Annotated in this window: 16 protein-coding genes; 8 read left to right on the top strand and 8 right to left on the bottom strand. The window is 39.8% G+C overall.

All coding sequences use genetic code 11. The features are described from left to right. Positions 1–20: 20 nt before the first annotated feature. Positions 21–1562 carry a glycoside hydrolase family 10 protein gene (locus R2Q80_RS08940; RefSeq protein WP_316799261.1) on the bottom strand — a complete coding sequence of 514 codons (1542 nt, stop codon included), beginning with the start codon at positions 1560–1562 and terminating at the stop codon, positions 21–23. Positions 1563–1765: 203 nt separating this feature from the next. Between R2Q80_RS08940 and R2Q80_RS08935 the strand changes: the two genes are divergently transcribed. Further along, on the top strand, positions 1766–2668 hold the full coding sequence (locus tag R2Q80_RS08935; protein WP_316799260.1) for a hypothetical protein: 903 nt from the start codon (positions 1766–1768) through the stop codon (positions 2666–2668). Between the two features lie 13 nt (positions 2669–2681). On the opposite strand, the gene R2Q80_RS08930 is transcribed toward R2Q80_RS08935, so the two are convergent. The 4 genes from R2Q80_RS08930 to R2Q80_RS08915 all read right to left on the bottom strand — a co-directional run bounded on the left by R2Q80_RS08930 (position 2682) and on the right by R2Q80_RS08915 (position 8529). Then, on the bottom strand, positions 2682–6413 hold the full coding sequence (locus tag R2Q80_RS08930) for a HAMP domain-containing sensor histidine kinase (RefSeq protein ID WP_316799259.1): 3732 nt from the start codon (positions 6411–6413) through the stop codon (positions 2682–2684). A 90-nt stretch (positions 6414–6503) separates the two neighbouring features. Then, positions 6504–7385 carry an ACP S-malonyltransferase gene (gene fabD / locus R2Q80_RS08925; RefSeq protein WP_316799258.1) on the bottom strand — a complete coding sequence of 294 codons (882 nt, stop codon included), beginning with the start codon at positions 7383–7385 and terminating at the stop codon, positions 6504–6506. Positions 7386–7470: 85 nt separating this feature from the next. After that, positions 7471–8106, bottom strand: coding sequence for a GTP cyclohydrolase I FolE (gene folE / locus R2Q80_RS08920; RefSeq protein WP_047799603.1), 636 nt, complete (start codon positions 8104–8106; stop codon positions 7471–7473). A 12-nt stretch (positions 8107–8118) separates the two neighbouring features. Then, positions 8119–8529 carry a 6-pyruvoyl trahydropterin synthase family protein gene (locus R2Q80_RS08915; protein WP_316799257.1) on the bottom strand — a complete coding sequence of 137 codons (411 nt, stop codon included), beginning with the start codon at positions 8527–8529 and terminating at the stop codon, positions 8119–8121. A gap of 86 nt (positions 8530–8615) precedes the next feature. Here R2Q80_RS08915 and mqnB point away from each other — a divergent pair, with 86 nt between their 5' ends. Both mqnB and R2Q80_RS08905 read left to right on the top strand, forming a co-directional pair. Continuing rightward, positions 8616–9239 carry a futalosine hydrolase gene (gene mqnB, locus R2Q80_RS08910; protein ID WP_316799256.1) on the top strand — a complete coding sequence of 208 codons (624 nt, stop codon included), beginning with the start codon at positions 8616–8618 and terminating at the stop codon, positions 9237–9239. A gap of 40 nt (positions 9240–9279) precedes the next feature. Further along, positions 9280–10131: a 1,4-dihydroxy-6-naphthoate synthase gene (locus R2Q80_RS08905; protein WP_316799255.1), complete on the top strand. Its 852-nt coding sequence runs from the start codon at positions 9280–9282 to the stop codon at positions 10129–10131. A gap of 47 nt (positions 10132–10178) precedes the next feature. On the opposite strand, the gene R2Q80_RS08900 is transcribed toward R2Q80_RS08905, so the two are convergent. From R2Q80_RS08900 to R2Q80_RS08890, 3 genes are all read right to left on the bottom strand, one after another. Next, the gene (locus R2Q80_RS08900; protein WP_316799254.1) at positions 10179–10874 is read right to left on the bottom strand and encodes a response regulator transcription factor; all 696 of its coding nucleotides are present in this window, start codon (positions 10872–10874) and stop codon (positions 10179–10181) included. 171 nt (positions 10875–11045) lie between these two features. Continuing rightward, positions 11046–12872, bottom strand: coding sequence for a HAMP domain-containing sensor histidine kinase (locus R2Q80_RS08895; RefSeq protein ID WP_316799253.1), 1827 nt, complete (start codon positions 12870–12872; stop codon positions 11046–11048). A gap of 442 nt (positions 12873–13314) precedes the next feature. Further along, complete coding sequence (locus R2Q80_RS08890; protein WP_316799252.1) at positions 13315–13680, bottom strand: DUF3127 domain-containing protein; 366 nt, start codon at positions 13678–13680, stop codon at positions 13315–13317. A 70-nt stretch (positions 13681–13750) separates the two neighbouring features. On the opposite strand from R2Q80_RS08890, the gene R2Q80_RS08885 reads away from it, so the two are divergent. The 5 genes from R2Q80_RS08885 to R2Q80_RS08865 all read left to right on the top strand — a co-directional run bounded on the left by R2Q80_RS08885 (position 13751) and on the right by R2Q80_RS08865 (position 17417). After that, the gene (locus tag R2Q80_RS08885; protein ID WP_316799290.1) at positions 13751–14929 is read left to right on the top strand and encodes a class I SAM-dependent RNA methyltransferase; all 1179 of its coding nucleotides are present in this window, start codon (positions 13751–13753) and stop codon (positions 14927–14929) included. Positions 14930–14994: 65 nt separating this feature from the next. Next, positions 14995–15489 carry a hypothetical protein gene (locus tag R2Q80_RS08880; protein ID WP_316799251.1) on the top strand — a complete coding sequence of 165 codons (495 nt, stop codon included), beginning with the start codon at positions 14995–14997 and terminating at the stop codon, positions 15487–15489. A gap of 316 nt (positions 15490–15805) precedes the next feature. Then, positions 15806–16087, top strand: a complete 282-nt coding sequence (locus tag R2Q80_RS08875; protein ID WP_316799250.1) for a helix-turn-helix transcriptional regulator — start codon at positions 15806–15808, stop codon at positions 16085–16087. Between the two features lie 76 nt (positions 16088–16163). Beyond that, positions 16164–16808 carry an HD domain-containing protein gene (locus R2Q80_RS08870; protein WP_316799249.1) on the top strand — a complete coding sequence of 215 codons (645 nt, stop codon included), beginning with the start codon at positions 16164–16166 and terminating at the stop codon, positions 16806–16808. A gap of 81 nt (positions 16809–16889) precedes the next feature. Continuing rightward, the gene (locus tag R2Q80_RS08865; protein ID WP_316799248.1) at positions 16890–17417 is read left to right on the top strand and encodes a hypothetical protein; all 528 of its coding nucleotides are present in this window, start codon (positions 16890–16892) and stop codon (positions 17415–17417) included. The last annotated feature ends 4 nt before the right edge of the window (positions 17418–17421 follow it).

Below are 17421 nucleotides of genomic sequence, written 5' to 3'. Positions count from 1 at the left end.
TTCAAACTATCATCACGACATTATTTTGCCAATGGCACCTCAACCCCTACAGGCCCGCTTGGTTCACTTTCATTCTTCAGACGATCTAAAGCCGTAACCAGGTAACTATAGCGCTTTCCTGCTTCAACACTCGTATCAATAAATGTCGGGTAATCCTCAAAGCTGATTTTAACAATGTTTTTAGGATCAAACACGGAAATCTTCTCCCCTTCATCAAACCGGTAAATCACATACCCGGAGGCCGTTTCTCCGTCCTTTGCTTTCAGTGGATTCTGCCATTTTAAATGCACCCCATCCTTCAGCGCATCGGCTGTTAGCGCCTGAGGCTCATTAGGAGGAACCTCATCCAGCCATGGCATTTGCGGAGGCAGTGCCTGGTATTTATAAAAATCGTTTTTCAGGGAATCACCTACTGCTCTACCCACGGTACTTAATGATTTAGAACTGAAGTAAACACTACCCTGTATCCGGCTATTATCTCTGATGTAACGAATTTGCCTCGGCAACTCTGAAAGGTTTCTCCATGCCATTTCAGCCTTGGAGTTGACAAGGTAAGCACCCTGCCCGATATACACATGCCGGCCATAGCTGTTATTACTCCACCAGTCTACCAGGGTTCCGAATGGAGCCACTCGCCTGGTAAAGGTAAAGTAGATCTGCGGATTGATATAGTCTACCCAGCCTTCTCTAACCCACTTCCTGCTATCCGCAAATAACTCTGCATAATTCGACAAACCACTGGTTGCTGAACCTTCCGGATCCTCATTCTTATTTCTCCAGATACCAAACGGACTCACACCAAACTTTACCCATTTTTTATAATGATGAATACTGTCATCCAGCTGCTTAATCAGCATATCTACATTGTTTCTTCGCCAGTCTCGTATATCCGAAAAATTATTAGGGAATTTACTAAACGTTGCGCTGTCATTGATCGTTTGTCCTTCAATTTTATACGGATAAAAATAATCGTCGAAATGGATTCCATCAACATCATAACCTTTCACTACATCTAAAATAACCTGAACAATATATTCCCTTACATCCGGAATCCCCGGATCAAACTGCTTTTTGCCACCATAAGTAAAAAACCAGTCCGGATGCTTACGAAATGCATGATCTTCACTGAAAACGGTGCTGCTACTCATGCTCGCCCGATAAGGATTGAACCAGGCATGCAGCTCCATTCCCCGGAAATGGGCTTCTTTAATCGCAAAGGCCAAAGGATCATATCCAGGTGCTGGCGCAAGTCCCTGTTTTCCCATCAGCCACTGGCTCCAGGGCTCACGTGATTTGGAATAGAAGGCGTCACCGGCGGGCCGTACCTGCAAAATAATAGCATTCATGCCCTGACTTTTATGCCTTTCAAGGATGCCGATAAGCTCCTGTTTCTGCTGATCTACCGTTAACCCAGGGCGTGAAGGCCAATCAATATTAGTCACAGTAGCCACCCAAACGCCCCTGAATTCTCTTTTTGGTGCAATTTTTGATAATGGTTGTGCATTTAATATATTCGGTATTACTGTTAAAGTTAAAAGTGCGTATAGTAAGTTTTTAAACATTATCTCTGTATTGTTTTCTGTTCAGGGTGTGTGATTCTGTTATTTTAATACAAATCAACATTAGCATTAAACGATTTTTTTTAAAAAGTCTTATAATCTTTTTTAAAAATTATAATTTGCGCCCGCTAATTTAATTGTGTACCCCATTTACCTATGGAACAACAAAAGTATATTAATTTAAGAAGATACAGCATTATTAAAAAATGGAACCACAAAAGATTAATAAGGGCGATAGAAACAAAATTTACTTCCTGGTCATCGTTATCGCTGCACTAGTCGGTGTAAATGCCTACCTTTTCTTTAAGGATCGACAGCAGAGCGAAAAATTTGTGACGGTGAGCACTGAAAAAGATAAGCTGCGTTTAGAGGTAGAAAAAATTGAAGTGGAACTGGATAAGGTAAATGCCCTCAACCTTGATCTGAACGAAAAACTTGTGGAAGAACAAAAGCTTGCCCGGGAAAAAATTGAAGAATTAAAACAATCGCTGGAAAAGAACCAGATAACTCAGGGAGAACTTGATAAAGCCAATTCACAAATCAATGAATTGAAAACCTTTGTAAAAAACTATAACGACCAGATTATACAACTGCAAAAAGACAATATCTTTTTAAAGAATAGTAAAGATAGCCTCGAGAATACGCTGAGAAATATAAGCAACAAAGCTTCCAGCCTCGAGAGTGAAAACGCAAACCTGAATGCTAAGGTAAAGAAAGCCGCAGCACTTAAACTTCAGTCGGCCGATATTGTTGCCTTCAGAACTAAATCCAGCGGCAAGAAAGTAGAAGTTACAAAATCTTCAACAGCAGAAAAGCTCAGTGTACGCTTTAATGTGGTACCTAACCAGGTTGCCGAGAAAGGCCACCACAATATTTACCTCAGGGTATTTGATCCGGCTGGAAATCTCCTTGCCGACGAAAGCAATCGTTTCGAAGCCGATGGCCAGGAAATGCAGTTCAGCCACTCCATCTACATCGATTACAATAACGACGACAGCACTTATGTAATTGATTGGGCAAATCCTAAAGCCTTTATAAAAGGCATCTACACCGTTATCCTTTACGCAGACGGAAACACCATGGGCAAAGCCCAGATCGAGCTGAAATAAATCAAACTTGCGGCTAAGCCAGCTTTAAGCTCAGATAAAAAGTTGTTCCTGTTCCACTGCCCGAAGTAAATCTGATTGTTCCTCCGGCATTTTCTATGGCTTGCTTTACAAAAGCCAGCCCCAAACCGGTACCGGAAGTTTTTGTAGTAAAATTAGGTACGAAAATTTTATCCTGCAGCAGCTCAGGAATTCCCTGACCATTATCTTTAATTTCAATGTAAGCCCTCAAATCATCATTGTATAAACTCACATTGATGATGCAGTGGGTATGGCTATCCATAGCCTCAATGGCATTCTTAAATAAGTTATTGAACGTGCGAAGCAGCTGATCATGATCGGCCAGTAACCTGATATCATGGTCCGTTTTGTTAAACACATTAATCTCCACGTTTTCAGTATTTTTGTATACCTCCCTGGCCTGTTCTATAACAGGAAGAATATCCAGTTTCTCCAGATTCATATCAGGCATTTTTGCAAAGTTTGAGAATTCCGAAGCAATTTTTGAAAGGCTGTCAATCTGCTCAATAAAAGACTTACTAAACTTATTAAATTTCAGCTCAAAATTCGGATCCTTCTCCCTCCATGATTTATCCAGTAACTGCACCCCGAGTTTCAGCGGAGTAAGCGGGTTTTTGATCTCGTGGGCAACTTGTTTAGCCATTTCCCGCCATGCACTCTCGCGTTCAGAACGCGCAAGCTTTAAAGCACTCTCTTCCAGTGCTGCAATCATACTGTTGTACTCTTTAATCAGCGAACCTATTTCATCATGGCGCCGCCAAACTATCGGCTCACTCCTTTGCCCGATCTTGGTTTTGCTGATGCTCTCCTGTATGAAAGTCAGAGGACTCGTAATCTGGTTAGCCAGAAATACAGCCAGCACACCAATAGCAACAAATACCAAAGCATAAATATTAATCAGATTGCTCACGAATAAAGCAATTTTATCAGAATACTCTTCCTCGTTTGAATAGTTCGGAAGCCCTATATAGGCTACTGTTTTATTCTGTGAGTTTCTAACCGGCGCATAGGCTGCAGCATAAGTAAGCGTTCCGATCTTTTCTTCAGAATTGATGTATTCCGACCGGTTTAAACTATGAAGATAAGCATAAGCCAAAGGCCCCATTTTTCTACCAATCACTTTATAATTATACAGTTTCGGATAGGTAGTCATCAATAAATTTCCATCAACATCATATAAATTCAGGTCTGCATTATTGATATCAGCAAAGTTGTTAAATTCAGCAACAGCATTTTCGTCGTTGGCAATCGTTCCATTGTTGAATATCTGCTTTTCAAAGTTCTGCTGAACCTTTCTGATCTTATCTTTGATCAGTAAATCCTGCTGTCCACGATACTCCTTGTCCATATAATAATAGGTTACCCACCCCACAACAACCAGGGTAGCCACCACCGAAAGTACAATAACAACCTGGATTCTGGTTTTATACAGGATCTTATTTGCATTGATCATCAGCGACCGGTTGATACTGAACCAGCCCACTTTATCGTCATCCAGACTTTTGATCAGCCAGATTAAACCATAAAGTACCAGCGAAAAGATGATGAACACCAGGAAAAAGAAAGATAAGGCAGCCAGACGTTCCACATAATCAACCTTCTCTTTGCTGATCACAATCATTTTACTTGCGCTGGGCTTATAAATCAGATGGCTATAGCGTAAATCAGGGTCGTTGGTGACTATAAAATCATCTATCTTCCCTTTAAATATACTTCCATCTAACGGATAGGTGTAGGTGCCGGATTGATTAAGCAATTTATTATTGCTGTATAAAGCAATAGAATAGCCCTTGAATTCCTGATCCCTGGCCTGTTTCTGGTCGCCCAGCAGGTCTGGCAGCCTGTTATTGTAATTATAAGGTTTGGATCGCAGCTCAAGTACCAGTGTCCCCAGAAGGCTTCCATTATCCACAATAGAAATGATTCCAAAATAATCCTGATAACCAAAAGTATTGTTAACCTGATAAAAATAGTTCGACCCTTCGATTTTAACTGACCCCACCTCAACCAGATTTTTATACTTGGCGATAGGCGGACTATCCGGATTGGCAATGGCAACGCCGGATCTGTTATAGGGATAAATCTGATAATCGTAACGGGTGAGATAACCATCCAGATAATCTTTGATATGGTTTTTCAATACCGCAGGATTTGTGGTTTGGATGTTGCTGAAATACTTGGTAAAAAAACCATCATTAACCAGCTCGTCACCCAGAATTCCAAGCGCTACAATGGCACTGGGGTCATAAGAAGATTGCACCCTGGTAGCCAATGGCTCCCGTAAGCTGCGTTCTTTAATGTCTTTATACTTGGTATACTTGATGGAAGTGTTAAAAGCCAGACAAAAGAATACAATCGCAAATAAACCGATTGAGAAGTTCTTGTCCTGAACATAAACCGCTCTGGCTACAATGAACAGCACCAGGGCAAATACAATAAAAAAGGCATTAAAATCTACTACAAGTTTGTAAACAAAAACACCCATAAAGCCCGCCAAAAATATAACGAGCCGGTCTCTGTTGGTAATGTTGAGCTGCATGCTCACCGTAGCAGAGATGATGGTAATCAGATAAATCTGAAACCAGGCCAGACATAATATCACAATCCCTACCCAACTTGTGCCGCTAAGCTTCAAAATGTTGATGATGTCGAAGTTAATCTTCGAGTTATAGATGAGCCCAAAGAAAATATCATCAGTTTGCCACCCGATCCATCCGATGAAAACCATCAGTAATGCCTGAATAAATAAACCTACCACCTTATTCTTTTTCACCCATCCCGGAAACTGATATTGTGCTTTGTGGTTAAACATAAAAAGCAATAGCCATGTTGCAACAACAACATTTAAAAGGAAATCGCCAAGGGATGGCATAAGGGAACTATCTGCATAAATCTTCGGGTCGAATAAGTCAAGCGCAAAGCGGTGGTTGAACCAGCCATAATACAGATCGGAAAGCCTGAAAGCCAGGAAGAAAAATAGCAGAAGGAACGTTGCCCAGGCGATATGCCCCCTACGGGCAATGTACGAGCACAATGAATTAAAGAACATACAAATGCAGGCAATACCTGCAATGAACATCCATAGCTGCGTATTAGAATAGTACGAGTCGATGTAACCAGGCTTAACCTTCAGCCCGAATAAAAATTTATCATCGCTGCTCTTAATGGTATAAATATCTTTATCTGTAAATGAAGCAATCGTTAACAGCCTGGATTTGGATAACAGCGGATCGAGATCGTTCCTGAAATACTGCGTTTCCTTAAACTGATATTGCGACTGAATGGAGATGAGGAAGACGAAAGTAAAGTTCCCCTGGGTACTTTTAATCACTTCATACCAACCGTTTAACAGATATAGTACTGAAATCCCCTCTTTAATTCCAAGAGGGTCAATATCCGAAACCTTATAGGTACTCCAGAATTTGAGCTGGTTGTTTTGATAGGTGAGCAGATTAATACCATTGATTTTACGGTAGGTAGTAATGAATCTGATGGCATGTTCAGGTTTAAGATGAAACTGCCTGGCCAACGCAACCTGCTGCTTATCGGCCAGAAAATCCTGTACCGCTTTTTCCTTTGTCAACAGGTTTTCCTGTATCTCTCTGGCATCGCGGTCGAGAAGTTCGTTTTTGGTAGTAAACCTGCTTAATGAAATAGAAGTTGCGATCAGACAGCAGCCTAAAACTAACAGGAGAAACCTAATTTTTACACCAAAGCTCAATTTCATCGATTTTGATAAAGATATTAAATATTGATAAAAAATAACGCCATAAACTGCTTAGTTTATGGCGTTGCAAATATTTTAACAGGCTTTAAATTAAGCTACACTAGCACTACTTGTTTGTACTTCACGGCTCACTTTTTTAACCAATCCCTGCAATACATTTCCAGGCCCAACCTCAACAAAATCAGTTGCCCCATCTGCCAGCATATGCTCAACAGTTTGAGTCCAACGTACAGCGCCAGTTAATTGTTTGATCAGATTCGCTTTAATTTCTGATGGATCAGTATAAGGCTTTGCATCAACATTCTGATAAACCGGGCAAACCGGGGCAGAAATATGGGTTGCCTCAATTGCTGCCTGTAATTCTACCTTGGCAGGTTCCATTAAAGGTGAGTGAAATGCACCACCTACATTTAACTTCAATGCTCTTTTAGCACCGGCCTCAGTTAACTTTGCACAAGCCAGATCAATACCTTCAATACTACCGGAAATAACCAGTTGCCCCGGGCAATTGTAATTGGCTGGAACAACAACAGCATTTATTTCCGAACAGATTTTCTCTACAACATCGTCAGCTAATCCTAAAATAGCAGCCATTGTTGAAGGCTGTGCTTCGCATGCTTTTTGCATGGCATTTGCCCGCGCAATAACCAGTTTCAATCCATCCTCAAAACTAAGTGCATTTGCAGAAACTAATGCAGAGAACTCTCCTAATGAATGTCCTGCAACCATATCTGGCTTAAATTCCTCACCCAATACCTTAGCAAGAATAACCGAATGCAAAAAGATTGCCGGCTGGGTTACATTCGTCTGTTTCAGTTCCTCATCAGTTCCGCCAAACATGATATCACTGATACGAAATCCGATAATTTCATTGGCTTTTTCGAATAATGCTGCAGCCTCGGGATTCTCGTAAAGATCTTTACCCATGCCAACAAATTGTGCTCCTTGTCCAGGAAAAATATATGCTTTCATACCCTTAATCCCCTAAAGGGGAAATTAATGTTTTAAAATTTTATGATAATTGATTGAAACCTCGCTCCCATTCAGGGGTTGGAGGTTAATCTAAACTCGCTGTAATTAACCTTAAAAACTCGGCCCTGGTTTTATCGTTACTCAAAAACGTTCCGGTAAAAGCAGATGTGGTAGTAACAGAGTTTTGTTTCTGCACACCGCGCATAGCCATACAAAGGTGACGGCACTCCATCACCACTGCTACCCCCATCGGGTTTAGAGTATTCTGGATACAATCTCTGATTTCATTGGTTAAACGCTCCTGCACCTGCAAACGACGGGCAAAGGCATCAACAACACGTGGGATTTTGCTCAGCCCAACAATATGTCCGTTCGGGATGTAAGCAATATGGGCCTTACCGAAAAAAGGCAACATGTGATGCTCACACATGGAATATACTTCAATGTCTTTTACCACAACCATCTGGCTGTAGTCTTCTTCAAACATCGCTGACTTTAATATCTCATCAGGCTTTAAGTCATAACCATGGGTAAGATACTGTAACGCTTTGGCCACACGCTCAGGTGTTTTAATCAAACCTTCACGTTCAGGGTCTTCACCCAGCTGACCCAGGATATCTTTATAGTGCGTGGCAACGGCTTCGATTTTTGCCTCATTATAGCGGTCTATTTTTACATAGCCATCTCTCGATTCGCCTTTTAATACGTCTTTAGTGCTCATTAATTGGGGTTATTAACCGAAATATTCAACATAATTATTTTCCGTCTCGTAGATTTTAACGCAATGTAAAATCGCGCCGCTTTCCGCAATCGGGCCTAGCAGCTGTTTCCAGATCTCAATCGCCAGATTTTCTGTAGAGGCCAGCTTCCCCTTCATGAAGTCTACATCAAGGTTTAAGTTTTTATGATCAACTTTATCTACAACATACGTATTCATTACATCCTTAAGCCATTTCAAATCTACAAGGAAGCCCGTTTCAGGGTTTACCTCGCCTTTTACTGTAACGTATAACCAATAGTTATGTCCGTGCCAGTTTGGATTGGCGCATTTACCATAAACCTCACTGTTCTTATCATCGTCCCAATCGGTACGGGCTAATTTATGTGCGGCGTTGAATGATGCTTTTCTCGTTATATAAATCATTATTATCAAATAAAGTGCAAATATACTCATTAAGCATTAACACTAAAGAAAGCCATTTAATTAAAACAATCTCCTAAATTTACCTGATGAAAACTTTAGTTGTAGCCGCCACAAAAGCCGAACTGGCTTTTTTTTACCAGCATTTCAATTTGCCGGGAGGCGACTTTGTGGAGAGCAAAAGCTTCGACGTACTCATTACCGGCGTAGGTATGGTAGCAACTGCTTTTGCCCTTGGGCAGCACCTCAGTCCAAAATACAACCTGGTGGTAAACTTTGGTATAGCCGGTTGTTTCAATAGAAATATTGAATTGGGCACTGTTTTGAACATTACCGAGGATATTTTTGCCGAACTGGGGGCAGAAAACGGAAATGAATTTCTCAGCATCACTGACCTGGGCTTTGGCGACAATCATTATAAGTCAAAAACGGATAAGAAAGTGGGGCTGCCTTTAGCAAAAGGTATTACCGTAAACTGTGTGACAGGGAGCGAAAAAAGTATTGCAAGCCTGGTTAAGAGGTTCAGTCCAACAACAGAAAGCATGGAAGGCGCAGCTGTGCTATATGCTTGCAAACAACAGCATATAGACTGTATTCAGATTAGAAGTGTTTCCAATTATGTAGAACCCCGCAATAAAGAAAACTGGAAGATCGGTTTGGCGATTAAAAACCTGAACGATTGGGCCATTTCATTTATCGGAGAAATGAACTGAGCATGACTTTTTAATTTTTCGCAGTAACTACATTTGAAACATGAAGCTTACACTTGGTTTTTCCCCCTGCCCTAACGACACCTTTATTTTTGATGCGCTGATTCATCATAAGATTGATACCGAAGGTTTAGAGTTTGAAGTTTTTTACGATGACGTGGAAACACTAAATCAAAAAGCGCTTGTAGGGCAACTCGACATTACCAAGCTTAGTTTTCATGCTTTCGCCTATGTGGCAAATCAATACGCGTTATTAGATGCAGGTAGTGCATTAGGCTTTGGCGTGGGGCCGCTCTTGATTAGTCACAAGTATACAGCAGAAAGCCTGGCCGAAGCGCTTAACAAAGATAGCAGAAAGCTCAGAATCGGTATACCCGGGAAATATACAACGGCCAACTTCTTATTAGGGATTGCCTATCCTCAGCTTCAGAATAAACAGGAAATGATTTTTTCTGAAATTGAATCAGCCTTGCTTAATGATCAGATTGATCTCGGACTAATCATTCACGAAAACCGTTTTACTTACCAGGATAAAGGTTTGACTAAAATCGTGGATCTGGGCGATTATTGGGAAAAGCTAACCGGATGTGCAATTCCTCTGGGCGGCATTGTAATCAATAGAAAACTCGACAGGGATGTGCAATTAAAAGTTAACAGGTTAATCAGAAAATCAGTTGAGTTTGCCTTTGCCAATCCTAAATCAGGAATAGATTTTATCCGCCAGCATGCACAGGCGATGGACGAAGCGGTGATGTATAAACACATCGAGCTGTATGTAAACCAATATAGTGTCAATCTAGGCGAACAGGGCCGGCAGGCTGTTGATACACTGTTCTCTCTGGCACAGGAAAGAAAGCTGATCCCCGCAATTCAACACGACTTATACATTGGGTAATCCCTGAGACCTGCCAATCCTCTACCATAAAGCATATAGCTATTATTTTAATTAACCAATAACTTATAACCTTTACCGTGAACGTTGATAATTTCAACACTCGAATCGCCCCGCAGGTACTTACGCAGTTTACTTAAAAACACATCCATACTACGCCCGTTGAAATAATTATCGTCGTGCCAAATACTTAACAAGGCCTCTTCACGTGTTAAGACAGTGTTTTTCTTCAGGCAGAGTAAACGCAAAAGTTCGGCTTCTTTAGTCGATAGCTTTTGATGCTCATCACCACTGCTGATGATCTGGGTAGTATAATCGAAAACATATTTCCCTATTGAAAATTGGGTTTCAGCAGCCTCATCACCCTGGTCCCCTTTACTAGCCACACGCTTAAACATAGCGTTAATGCGAAGCAGAAGCTCTTCAATCCGAAATGGCTTGGTAATATAATCATCGCCACCTAAATCGTAAGCAGCAGATTTATCCTCCAGCATGGTTTTAGCAGTGGCAAAAATAATCGGAACATGAGCGTTTACCTTTCTGATGTCTTTACCCAACGTGAAACCGTCTTTTTTAGGCATCATCACGTCAAGAATACAAAGATCAAAACTTTGCTTATTGAAGGCCCTTAACCCGTCCTCGCCATCAGTACAAAGTACAACTTCAAACCTGCCCTTTAACTGTAGGTAATCCTGTAGCAATAATCCTAAATTCGGATCGTCCTCAACCAAAAGTATTTTCTTCATTTTCTTAATTTTATTCACATATGTAGCATTACCTACACTGAAGGTTTGATTATTAGTGTGCATAACGGTTTAATTAATATGGTGATTAAATTAATTCGACACTATATTAGATAAATTAAACTGCTATGATATTGATGTATCGATAAAGCAAGCTTTTGTACCGACAGTTAGTTAATTTGATAAAGGTAAAGATATTTCGAACGTTGTTCCTTTATCTTTTTCGCTACTCACTTTTATGGTACCGTTACTCTGCTTGATAATATCCTGTACATAGTTTAGTCCTAAACCGAAACCTTTCACATCGTGCAGGTTACCTGTTGGAACACGATAGAACTGATCAAAAATTCTTTTCGTCTGGTCCTTTGTCATTCCGATACCTTTATCTGCTATTTCTATAATCAGCCGACTTTGAGTATTTCGTGTGGTAATGGTAATTTCTGGCGTTTCAACACTATATTTATTGGCATTATCAATCAGGTTATAAATCACATTTGAGAGATGTAATTCATCACCCAACACTGTGGCATTTCGAGCCTCGGTATTGATGTTGATAATGGCATTTTTCTTTTCCAGCTGTAAACCCATGCTATCCAGCACAATTACAATGAGATCATTCATATCAACCTCTTCAATCTCCATTTTTAGCTCCCCTTTTTCTAAACGGGCAATGCTCAAAACCCGCTCAATGTGACTTCCGAGGCGAACATTCTCATCGTAAATAATACTAGCTAAACGCTTCAGCCGGTTTTTATCTTCGGTAACCTCCGGATCTTTAAGCGCTTCACTGGCAATCATAATCGTAGCCACCGGAGTTTTAAACTCGTGTGTCATGTTGTTAATGAAATCTGTTTTCATCTCCGATATCTTCTTTTGCTTAAGAATGGCATATAGCGTATAAGAAAATATAAAAACTAGCACAAGCAACAAGCCTACAGAGGAAGCCAAAGTGGCACTTAAATTAGAAACTATCGCAGAATTTTTATCCGGGAAACTTACAAAAAGCATTCCCGGATCCCGAAAGATATCGTTCCCAAACAGCGGGATTTTATAGGTGTTTTCAGGCAAAAACTCTCCTTTAACGTTAGAGGCAGTCATGAATATGGTAGAATCCTTCTTCGCCAGCGAAACCCGGTAAGATGGCTCCAGATTGATGTTGTGCGCCTGCAATTCGCCTTTTATCAAATTACCAAGGGAATCGAAATTAATTCGTTTGTAAATGGGAATATTGGTTTCCTGCAACTCTTTCGATACATCTTCCACTACACTTAAACGTGTATAGGTAAAAGTATCCTTCCCTAATGCTGCAATTTTGATTTCAAGCTGCTTTTTGGCAATATCATCCTCGCGCTTAAACTTTTTCTCCAGATCATTGGGTATTTTCGGCACATTGGCAAAACCAGGACTCCCGTCTCTCGGATCAAAAACCAGATAGCGTAAAGTATCAGGCAGGCTTTGCATGCTCTTAAATTCGAAAGCTTTTGGGGGTGCTGAAAAAGGCTTGGTACGCATACTATAGCCTCTTAAAATCAGGCTCTTCAGGTCCACAATCGCATCCATTTGCAAATCGAGTTTATCGCCGTTTTTAGAAGTTAATGAACTATATTCTTTTTCGGAAATCACGTCGGGGGCGCGGTAGGACACCCGAATGATACTATCCTGCTGATTTAAATAATTTTCAATCTCATTCTCGCGTTCAGCCTGCCGCAATTCTGCGCCCTGAATATATTGCTGTCTTAAATCTTTAATATCAAGTGCCCGCTGCCTGGAATCCTGCAACTGCTTTAACTTATTTTCGGCATCTTTCCTGGTTAGATGATCAGCAACGTTTCTGCGCTGAACTTTGTTGGCTACCGAAGTGAGTGTTTGATTCACTTGCTCATCAAAGAGCTGAGATTTTAGCTTATACGATTCCCTAATGTAATACAATTGCATTACGAAAACCCCGAGCAAAGCTACCGTCATTAAAACGGTAATTAACCAAAAACCTCTTTTCTTCATTTACCCAAATATCTGGTTCATGCTTGAACTGCAAACTTCCACGTTGTAAATTTCAAATTTAACCATTAATAGACTGAACCTTTTGTTTTTAACAAAATTTAACATGAACACGCCAATTATTTGTGACATGAAATTATACCATTTCAGAGCCAAATGAAACTGGAAGAATGTGAAAAAATATCTTGCGCCACAGATCCTCTTCGGATCCTGTTCAGATCCGAGACACTGCCGTGACAATCACAAGTGATTAATCCGTGTCTAAGTACTGTATTTATATACTGAAATAAATGTGCAATATCTTCATCATTATAAATCACTTTCCAGTAACAAGGATGATCCGTTAGAGCTTAAATAAAGATGATTCAAGATAATTAGAAAAAAAAATGCCGGGACAAAAGTCCCGGCATGGTTCAAAATTGTTTGCTTAAAAAAGATTCTTTATTTAGAAAGGCAAATCATCGTCTTCGCCAGTGGTGTTACTTACATCAACCGGAGCGGCATAAGCTGGGGCTGAAGCTGGAGCACCTGCAGCAACTGCATTAATTCTCCAGATAACCAAACTGTTAAAATATGATGTTTTTCCCGTTTTATCTGTCCACGGACGGCCACGTAAGTTAAAGAAAACCTCCACTTCATCGCCGGCTTTGAATGTATCTAATAATGCAGTTTTGTCTTGTAAAGCCTCAAAACGGATATATTCTGGGTATGTTGGATTCTCTGCGTATTCTACTATTAAATCACGTTTTTTAAACGTTTCACTCACTTGCTGCGTTGCACCTACTTCGTGTACTTTTCCTTTAATTTCCATAACTAATACTAATATTGTACTCTAAACATCAAATCTCAATAATTTTATTGATAACTTCGCATATATTATGATGCAAGTTTTCCACAATAAAAGCAAGGTAATTATCACCTGCAACAAACGTCTTTCGCCTTATTTACAAAATGAAGTTACGGCTTTAGGCTACACCATAGAAAGAGCATTTGCCACCGGTGTAGAGCTCAATATCACCCTTACAGAGTGTATCAAGCTCAATTTAAACTTGCGCTGCGCCAGTCAGATTTTATACTCCATAAAAAGTTTTACAGCCAAAACACCAGACGATTTATATGAGGAGATTAAAACAATTGAATGGGAAGAACTGATCGATTTTGCCGGTTACTTTTCTGTTACGTCAAATGTTGATAACCCTAACATCACCACACCACTTTTTGCCAATTTAAAAGTTAAGGATGCAATTGTCGACAGAATGAAAGAAAAAAAAGGCATTCGCCCTAATTCCGGATCTGATGGCAATAAAGCGGTTGTTCATTTATATTGGAAAGATGCAGAAGCGGAAGTTTTTATAGATTCATCGGGTGAAACTTTAGCAAAACATGGTTACAGGAAAATTCCGGGAAAAGCACCTATGCTTGAAGCACTGGCATCAGGAGTAATTTACGCCACGAACTGGGACCGGAAATCTGCATTCATCAATCCGATGTGCGGATCAGGAACACTGGCTATTGAAGCAGCACTGATTGCAACCAACCGTGCACCAGGCTTATACAGGATGAATTATGGCTTTATGCATATTATAGGTTACGACGAGCAGGCATTTTTTTCAGAGCGCAGGGTTTTAAAAGACCAGGTAATTAAAAATGTTGATCTTAAAATTGTAGCTTCAGATCTTTCTGAAGATGCTGTAGAGGTGACCCGCAAAAATGCCAAAACTGCTGGAGTAGATACTTTGATCGCATTTGAGGTTTGCGATTTTGAGCTTACTCCGGTACCGGAAGATGGAAAAGGTGTTGTCGTTTTTAATCCTGAATATGGAGAACGCTTAGGTGTGCATAGTAAGTTAGAACTGACCTATAAACGCATTGGCGATTTCATGAAAACGAAATGCAAAGGTTTTTCGGGCTATATTTTCACCGGAAACCCTGATCTTGCTAAAAAAATCGGGTTGAAGGCTTCGAGAAAGATAGAATTCTACAATGGCAAGCTGGATTGCAGAATGCTGGAATATGAATTGTATGATGGATCTCGCCGTACACCACAAACTGATGCATAGTCTTTTTAACTGAAAATTAATATATTACGCTCTCTTACGTCCCATGACGTTAAAAATTGAAGAATATGGAGTTTGATGACATGGACCATATGCCCGAATGGGAACACTTTAACCGCTTTGGCAGAGACGATGAGGATGTAGAAAATTTATCTCCCTTCGACGCTGAAAAAGTGAGGCTAAAAGCCAATCGTGCAAAAAATCTTTACAACCAGGCAAGAGCTGTGTATAAGTATGCAGCCTTGTTTTGCGAAACGCTTGAAGGTGAAATGGCCGACATGACCGGAAGCCTGATTATGCAAAATGCCATGATGCTCTGTCCAAAAATAATTGGGGCGGAGGGTGCGAACATGTACATCCTGCGAATGGAAAATGCATCCATCATTCGTACCAATTGCAAGGAACTGGAAACCCAGGTAAGGGCAGCTGATATGTTTGAGATCTGTACTCCAGAATACAGAGACATCGTATTAGATGAAATTGATAAATTTCGCTTATTATTTATTGAATGGGTAAAATGTTTCGAAAAAGATGAGTTTGAGGATGACTGGGGCTTGTATTAAACTCCCAGACATCACATACTATATAAACGATACCCAAAACTTCTACTTAGCTAATATTATGTTATCGCTTGAAAGATAGACCTTGACTATAGTCAAATCTGAATACCACCTTGATCACCCCATCTATACTTCTGGTAAACAATTGATTTACAAACATTAAAAGACCTCAAACAGACTTTTCAGTTGTTTTTTATCCGGCATTCCATCAGGTTTACATCAATTATTTATTCCCTACAGTATTAAAAGTTATCGTTTCAGGAATCTGCCCGTAAAAAAAACGCGTATATTATCTAAACGTTAAAATTATCCCTATTTTATGGAAGATGTACTGGCTTTAAAAACAAAAAATGTCGCTGGAAATATTAGAAAAATAAGAGAATACAGAGACTATACTCAAGACTATCTGGCTGCAAAATTAAAAATTTCACAAAATGCTTACAGCAAAATTGAACTTGGCTATAGTAAGTTAACTGTTGATCGGCTTTTTCAGATTGCTTCAATACTGGAAGTTGAGGTAGCATATTTACTTACCTTAAATCACCAGGACTTGATCAAGATCATTACAGACGATGAAAACAGAGCCCTTTCTGCGGGCTAGTTTTTATCACTGAGTGTTGAAATCATTTCTTTCTCCCTGTGTAGATTTCCGATACCTTTGGATCAAATTAAAATTTATGCAGCCTATCCTTAATAAAACCGTCGAGTTTGTAAAATTTACATTAGCCAATGCTGAAGCGGGTCATGATTGGTTTCACATTGAGCGGGTTTTTAAAACCGCATTAAATATCAATAAACAGGAAGATGGGGATGAATTGGTAGTTGCCCTCGCTGCCTTGTTACATGATATTGCAGATCCTAAGTTTAATAATGGGGATGAGGAACTCGGCCCGCGTGTTGCAGAAGAATTCATGACATCCATTAATGTAGCTAAAGAAGTTGTAGCTCATGTTAAGCTGATTATCCAAAACATGTCGTTTAAAAACAGCTTTGATCATAACGGATTTTCATCGAAAGAGATGCAAATTGTACAAGATGCAGATCGACTGGATGCAATTGGGGCAATCGGAATTGCAAGAGCCTTTACCTATGGCGGTTTCAAAAACAGGGTATTATATGATCCTGAAATATCCGTTGAGCAACACCATTCAAAAGAAAGCTATAAAAATACTACTGCACCCACAATTAACCACTTTTACGAGAAATTGTTATTATTGAAAGATATGATGAATACGGCTACGGGCACTGCACTAGCGCAGAAAAGACACGATTTTATGCTGGCTTATCTGGATCATTTTTACGCGGAATGGGAAGGAAGATAATTCCTCACGCTTTTCAATATACTCATTAGTAAGTATTTCTAAATATATTTTTTGTGCATAGTTTTACTTAAAATTATGCTCATGAGTTCTTATAAAGTTAAATACCACAAAAACAGCGTGCTATTGCTGGCAATGGCAGGCATCCCGGTGTTTTTTATTTCTTTGATGTTTTATTTTCTATTCAACATACCTACACCTAGTTCTGAGCTTCTTATTTTAGGACTTACGGTACTACTGGTAAGCGTAATTTTTTTACTTCTGATATGGGTAAAAGATACACAGATTTTTGTTGCAGCGAAAGTTTCTTTAGATGATCACGGAATAACAATCAAGCTTAAAAGAACAGCTTTTTTATACCGCAGATCTCTTTTCTTCTCAAGCTGGAAGAATGTTGACAGGATAACCGAAATGTTCGATAACCATAACGGAGGTTTTTTTTATCAGATTGCATTTAAATCTCCGAACTTTGTAATTAATCTTGGAGCATTGAAAAATGCTGACCCGGAAGCCCATCAGTTTTTCAAAGCATTGCAATATTATCAGGACCACAAAATAACAAAAGAGACTTTCGGCCCACCTGAAAAACCCAGTTTTTCGCTTGGAATGTAAAGCC

The sequence above is a fragment of the Pedobacter frigidisoli genome (assembly GCF_032678525.1).
In the GTDB taxonomy this organism is placed as follows: Bacteria; Bacteroidota; Bacteroidia; order Sphingobacteriales; family Sphingobacteriaceae; genus Pedobacter; species Pedobacter frigidisoli_A.
The sequence above is the reverse complement of the archived record's forward strand: the minus strand, read 5'-3'. Positions and strand labels throughout refer to the sequence as shown.

Excerpts from the sequence above, each read along its gene's own strand:
- R2Q80_RS08940 (WP_316799261.1), bottom strand. The coding sequence starts at position 1,562 with ATGTTTAAAAACTTACTATACGCACTTTTAACTTTAACAGTAATACCG.
- R2Q80_RS08935 (WP_316799260.1), top strand. The coding sequence starts at position 1,766 with ATGGAACCACAAAAGATTAATAAGGGCGATAGAAACAAAATTTACTTC.
- R2Q80_RS08930 (WP_316799259.1), bottom strand. The coding sequence starts at position 6,413 with ATGAAATTGAGCTTTGGTGTAAAAATTAGGTTTCTCCTGTTAGTTTTA.
- fabD (WP_316799258.1), bottom strand. The coding sequence starts at position 7,385 with ATGAAAGCATATATTTTTCCTGGACAAGGAGCACAATTTGTTGGCATG.
- folE (WP_047799603.1), bottom strand. The coding sequence starts at position 8,106 with ATGAGCACTAAAGACGTATTAAAAGGCGAATCGAGAGATGGCTATGTA.
- R2Q80_RS08915 (WP_316799257.1), bottom strand. The coding sequence starts at position 8,529 with ATGATTTATATAACGAGAAAAGCATCATTCAACGCCGCACATAAATTA.
- mqnB (WP_316799256.1), top strand. The coding sequence starts at position 8,616 with ATGAAAACTTTAGTTGTAGCCGCCACAAAAGCCGAACTGGCTTTTTTT.
- R2Q80_RS08905 (WP_316799255.1), top strand. The coding sequence starts at position 9,280 with ATGAAGCTTACACTTGGTTTTTCCCCCTGCCCTAACGACACCTTTATT.
- R2Q80_RS08900 (WP_316799254.1), bottom strand. The coding sequence starts at position 10,874 with ATGAAGAAAATACTTTTGGTTGAGGACGATCCGAATTTAGGATTATTG.
- R2Q80_RS08895 (WP_316799253.1), bottom strand. The coding sequence starts at position 12,872 with ATGAAGAAAAGAGGTTTTTGGTTAATTACCGTTTTAATGACGGTAGCT.
- R2Q80_RS08890 (WP_316799252.1), bottom strand. The coding sequence starts at position 13,680 with ATGGAAATTAAAGGAAAAGTACACGAAGTAGGTGCAACGCAGCAAGTG.
- R2Q80_RS08885 (WP_316799290.1), top strand. The coding sequence starts at position 13,751 with ATGCAAGTTTTCCACAATAAAAGCAAGGTAATTATCACCTGCAACAAA.
- R2Q80_RS08880 (WP_316799251.1), top strand. The coding sequence starts at position 14,995 with ATGGAGTTTGATGACATGGACCATATGCCCGAATGGGAACACTTTAAC.
- R2Q80_RS08875 (WP_316799250.1), top strand. The coding sequence starts at position 15,806 with ATGGAAGATGTACTGGCTTTAAAAACAAAAAATGTCGCTGGAAATATT.
- R2Q80_RS08870 (WP_316799249.1), top strand. The coding sequence starts at position 16,164 with ATGCAGCCTATCCTTAATAAAACCGTCGAGTTTGTAAAATTTACATTA.
- R2Q80_RS08865 (WP_316799248.1), top strand. The coding sequence starts at position 16,890 with ATGAGTTCTTATAAAGTTAAATACCACAAAAACAGCGTGCTATTGCTG.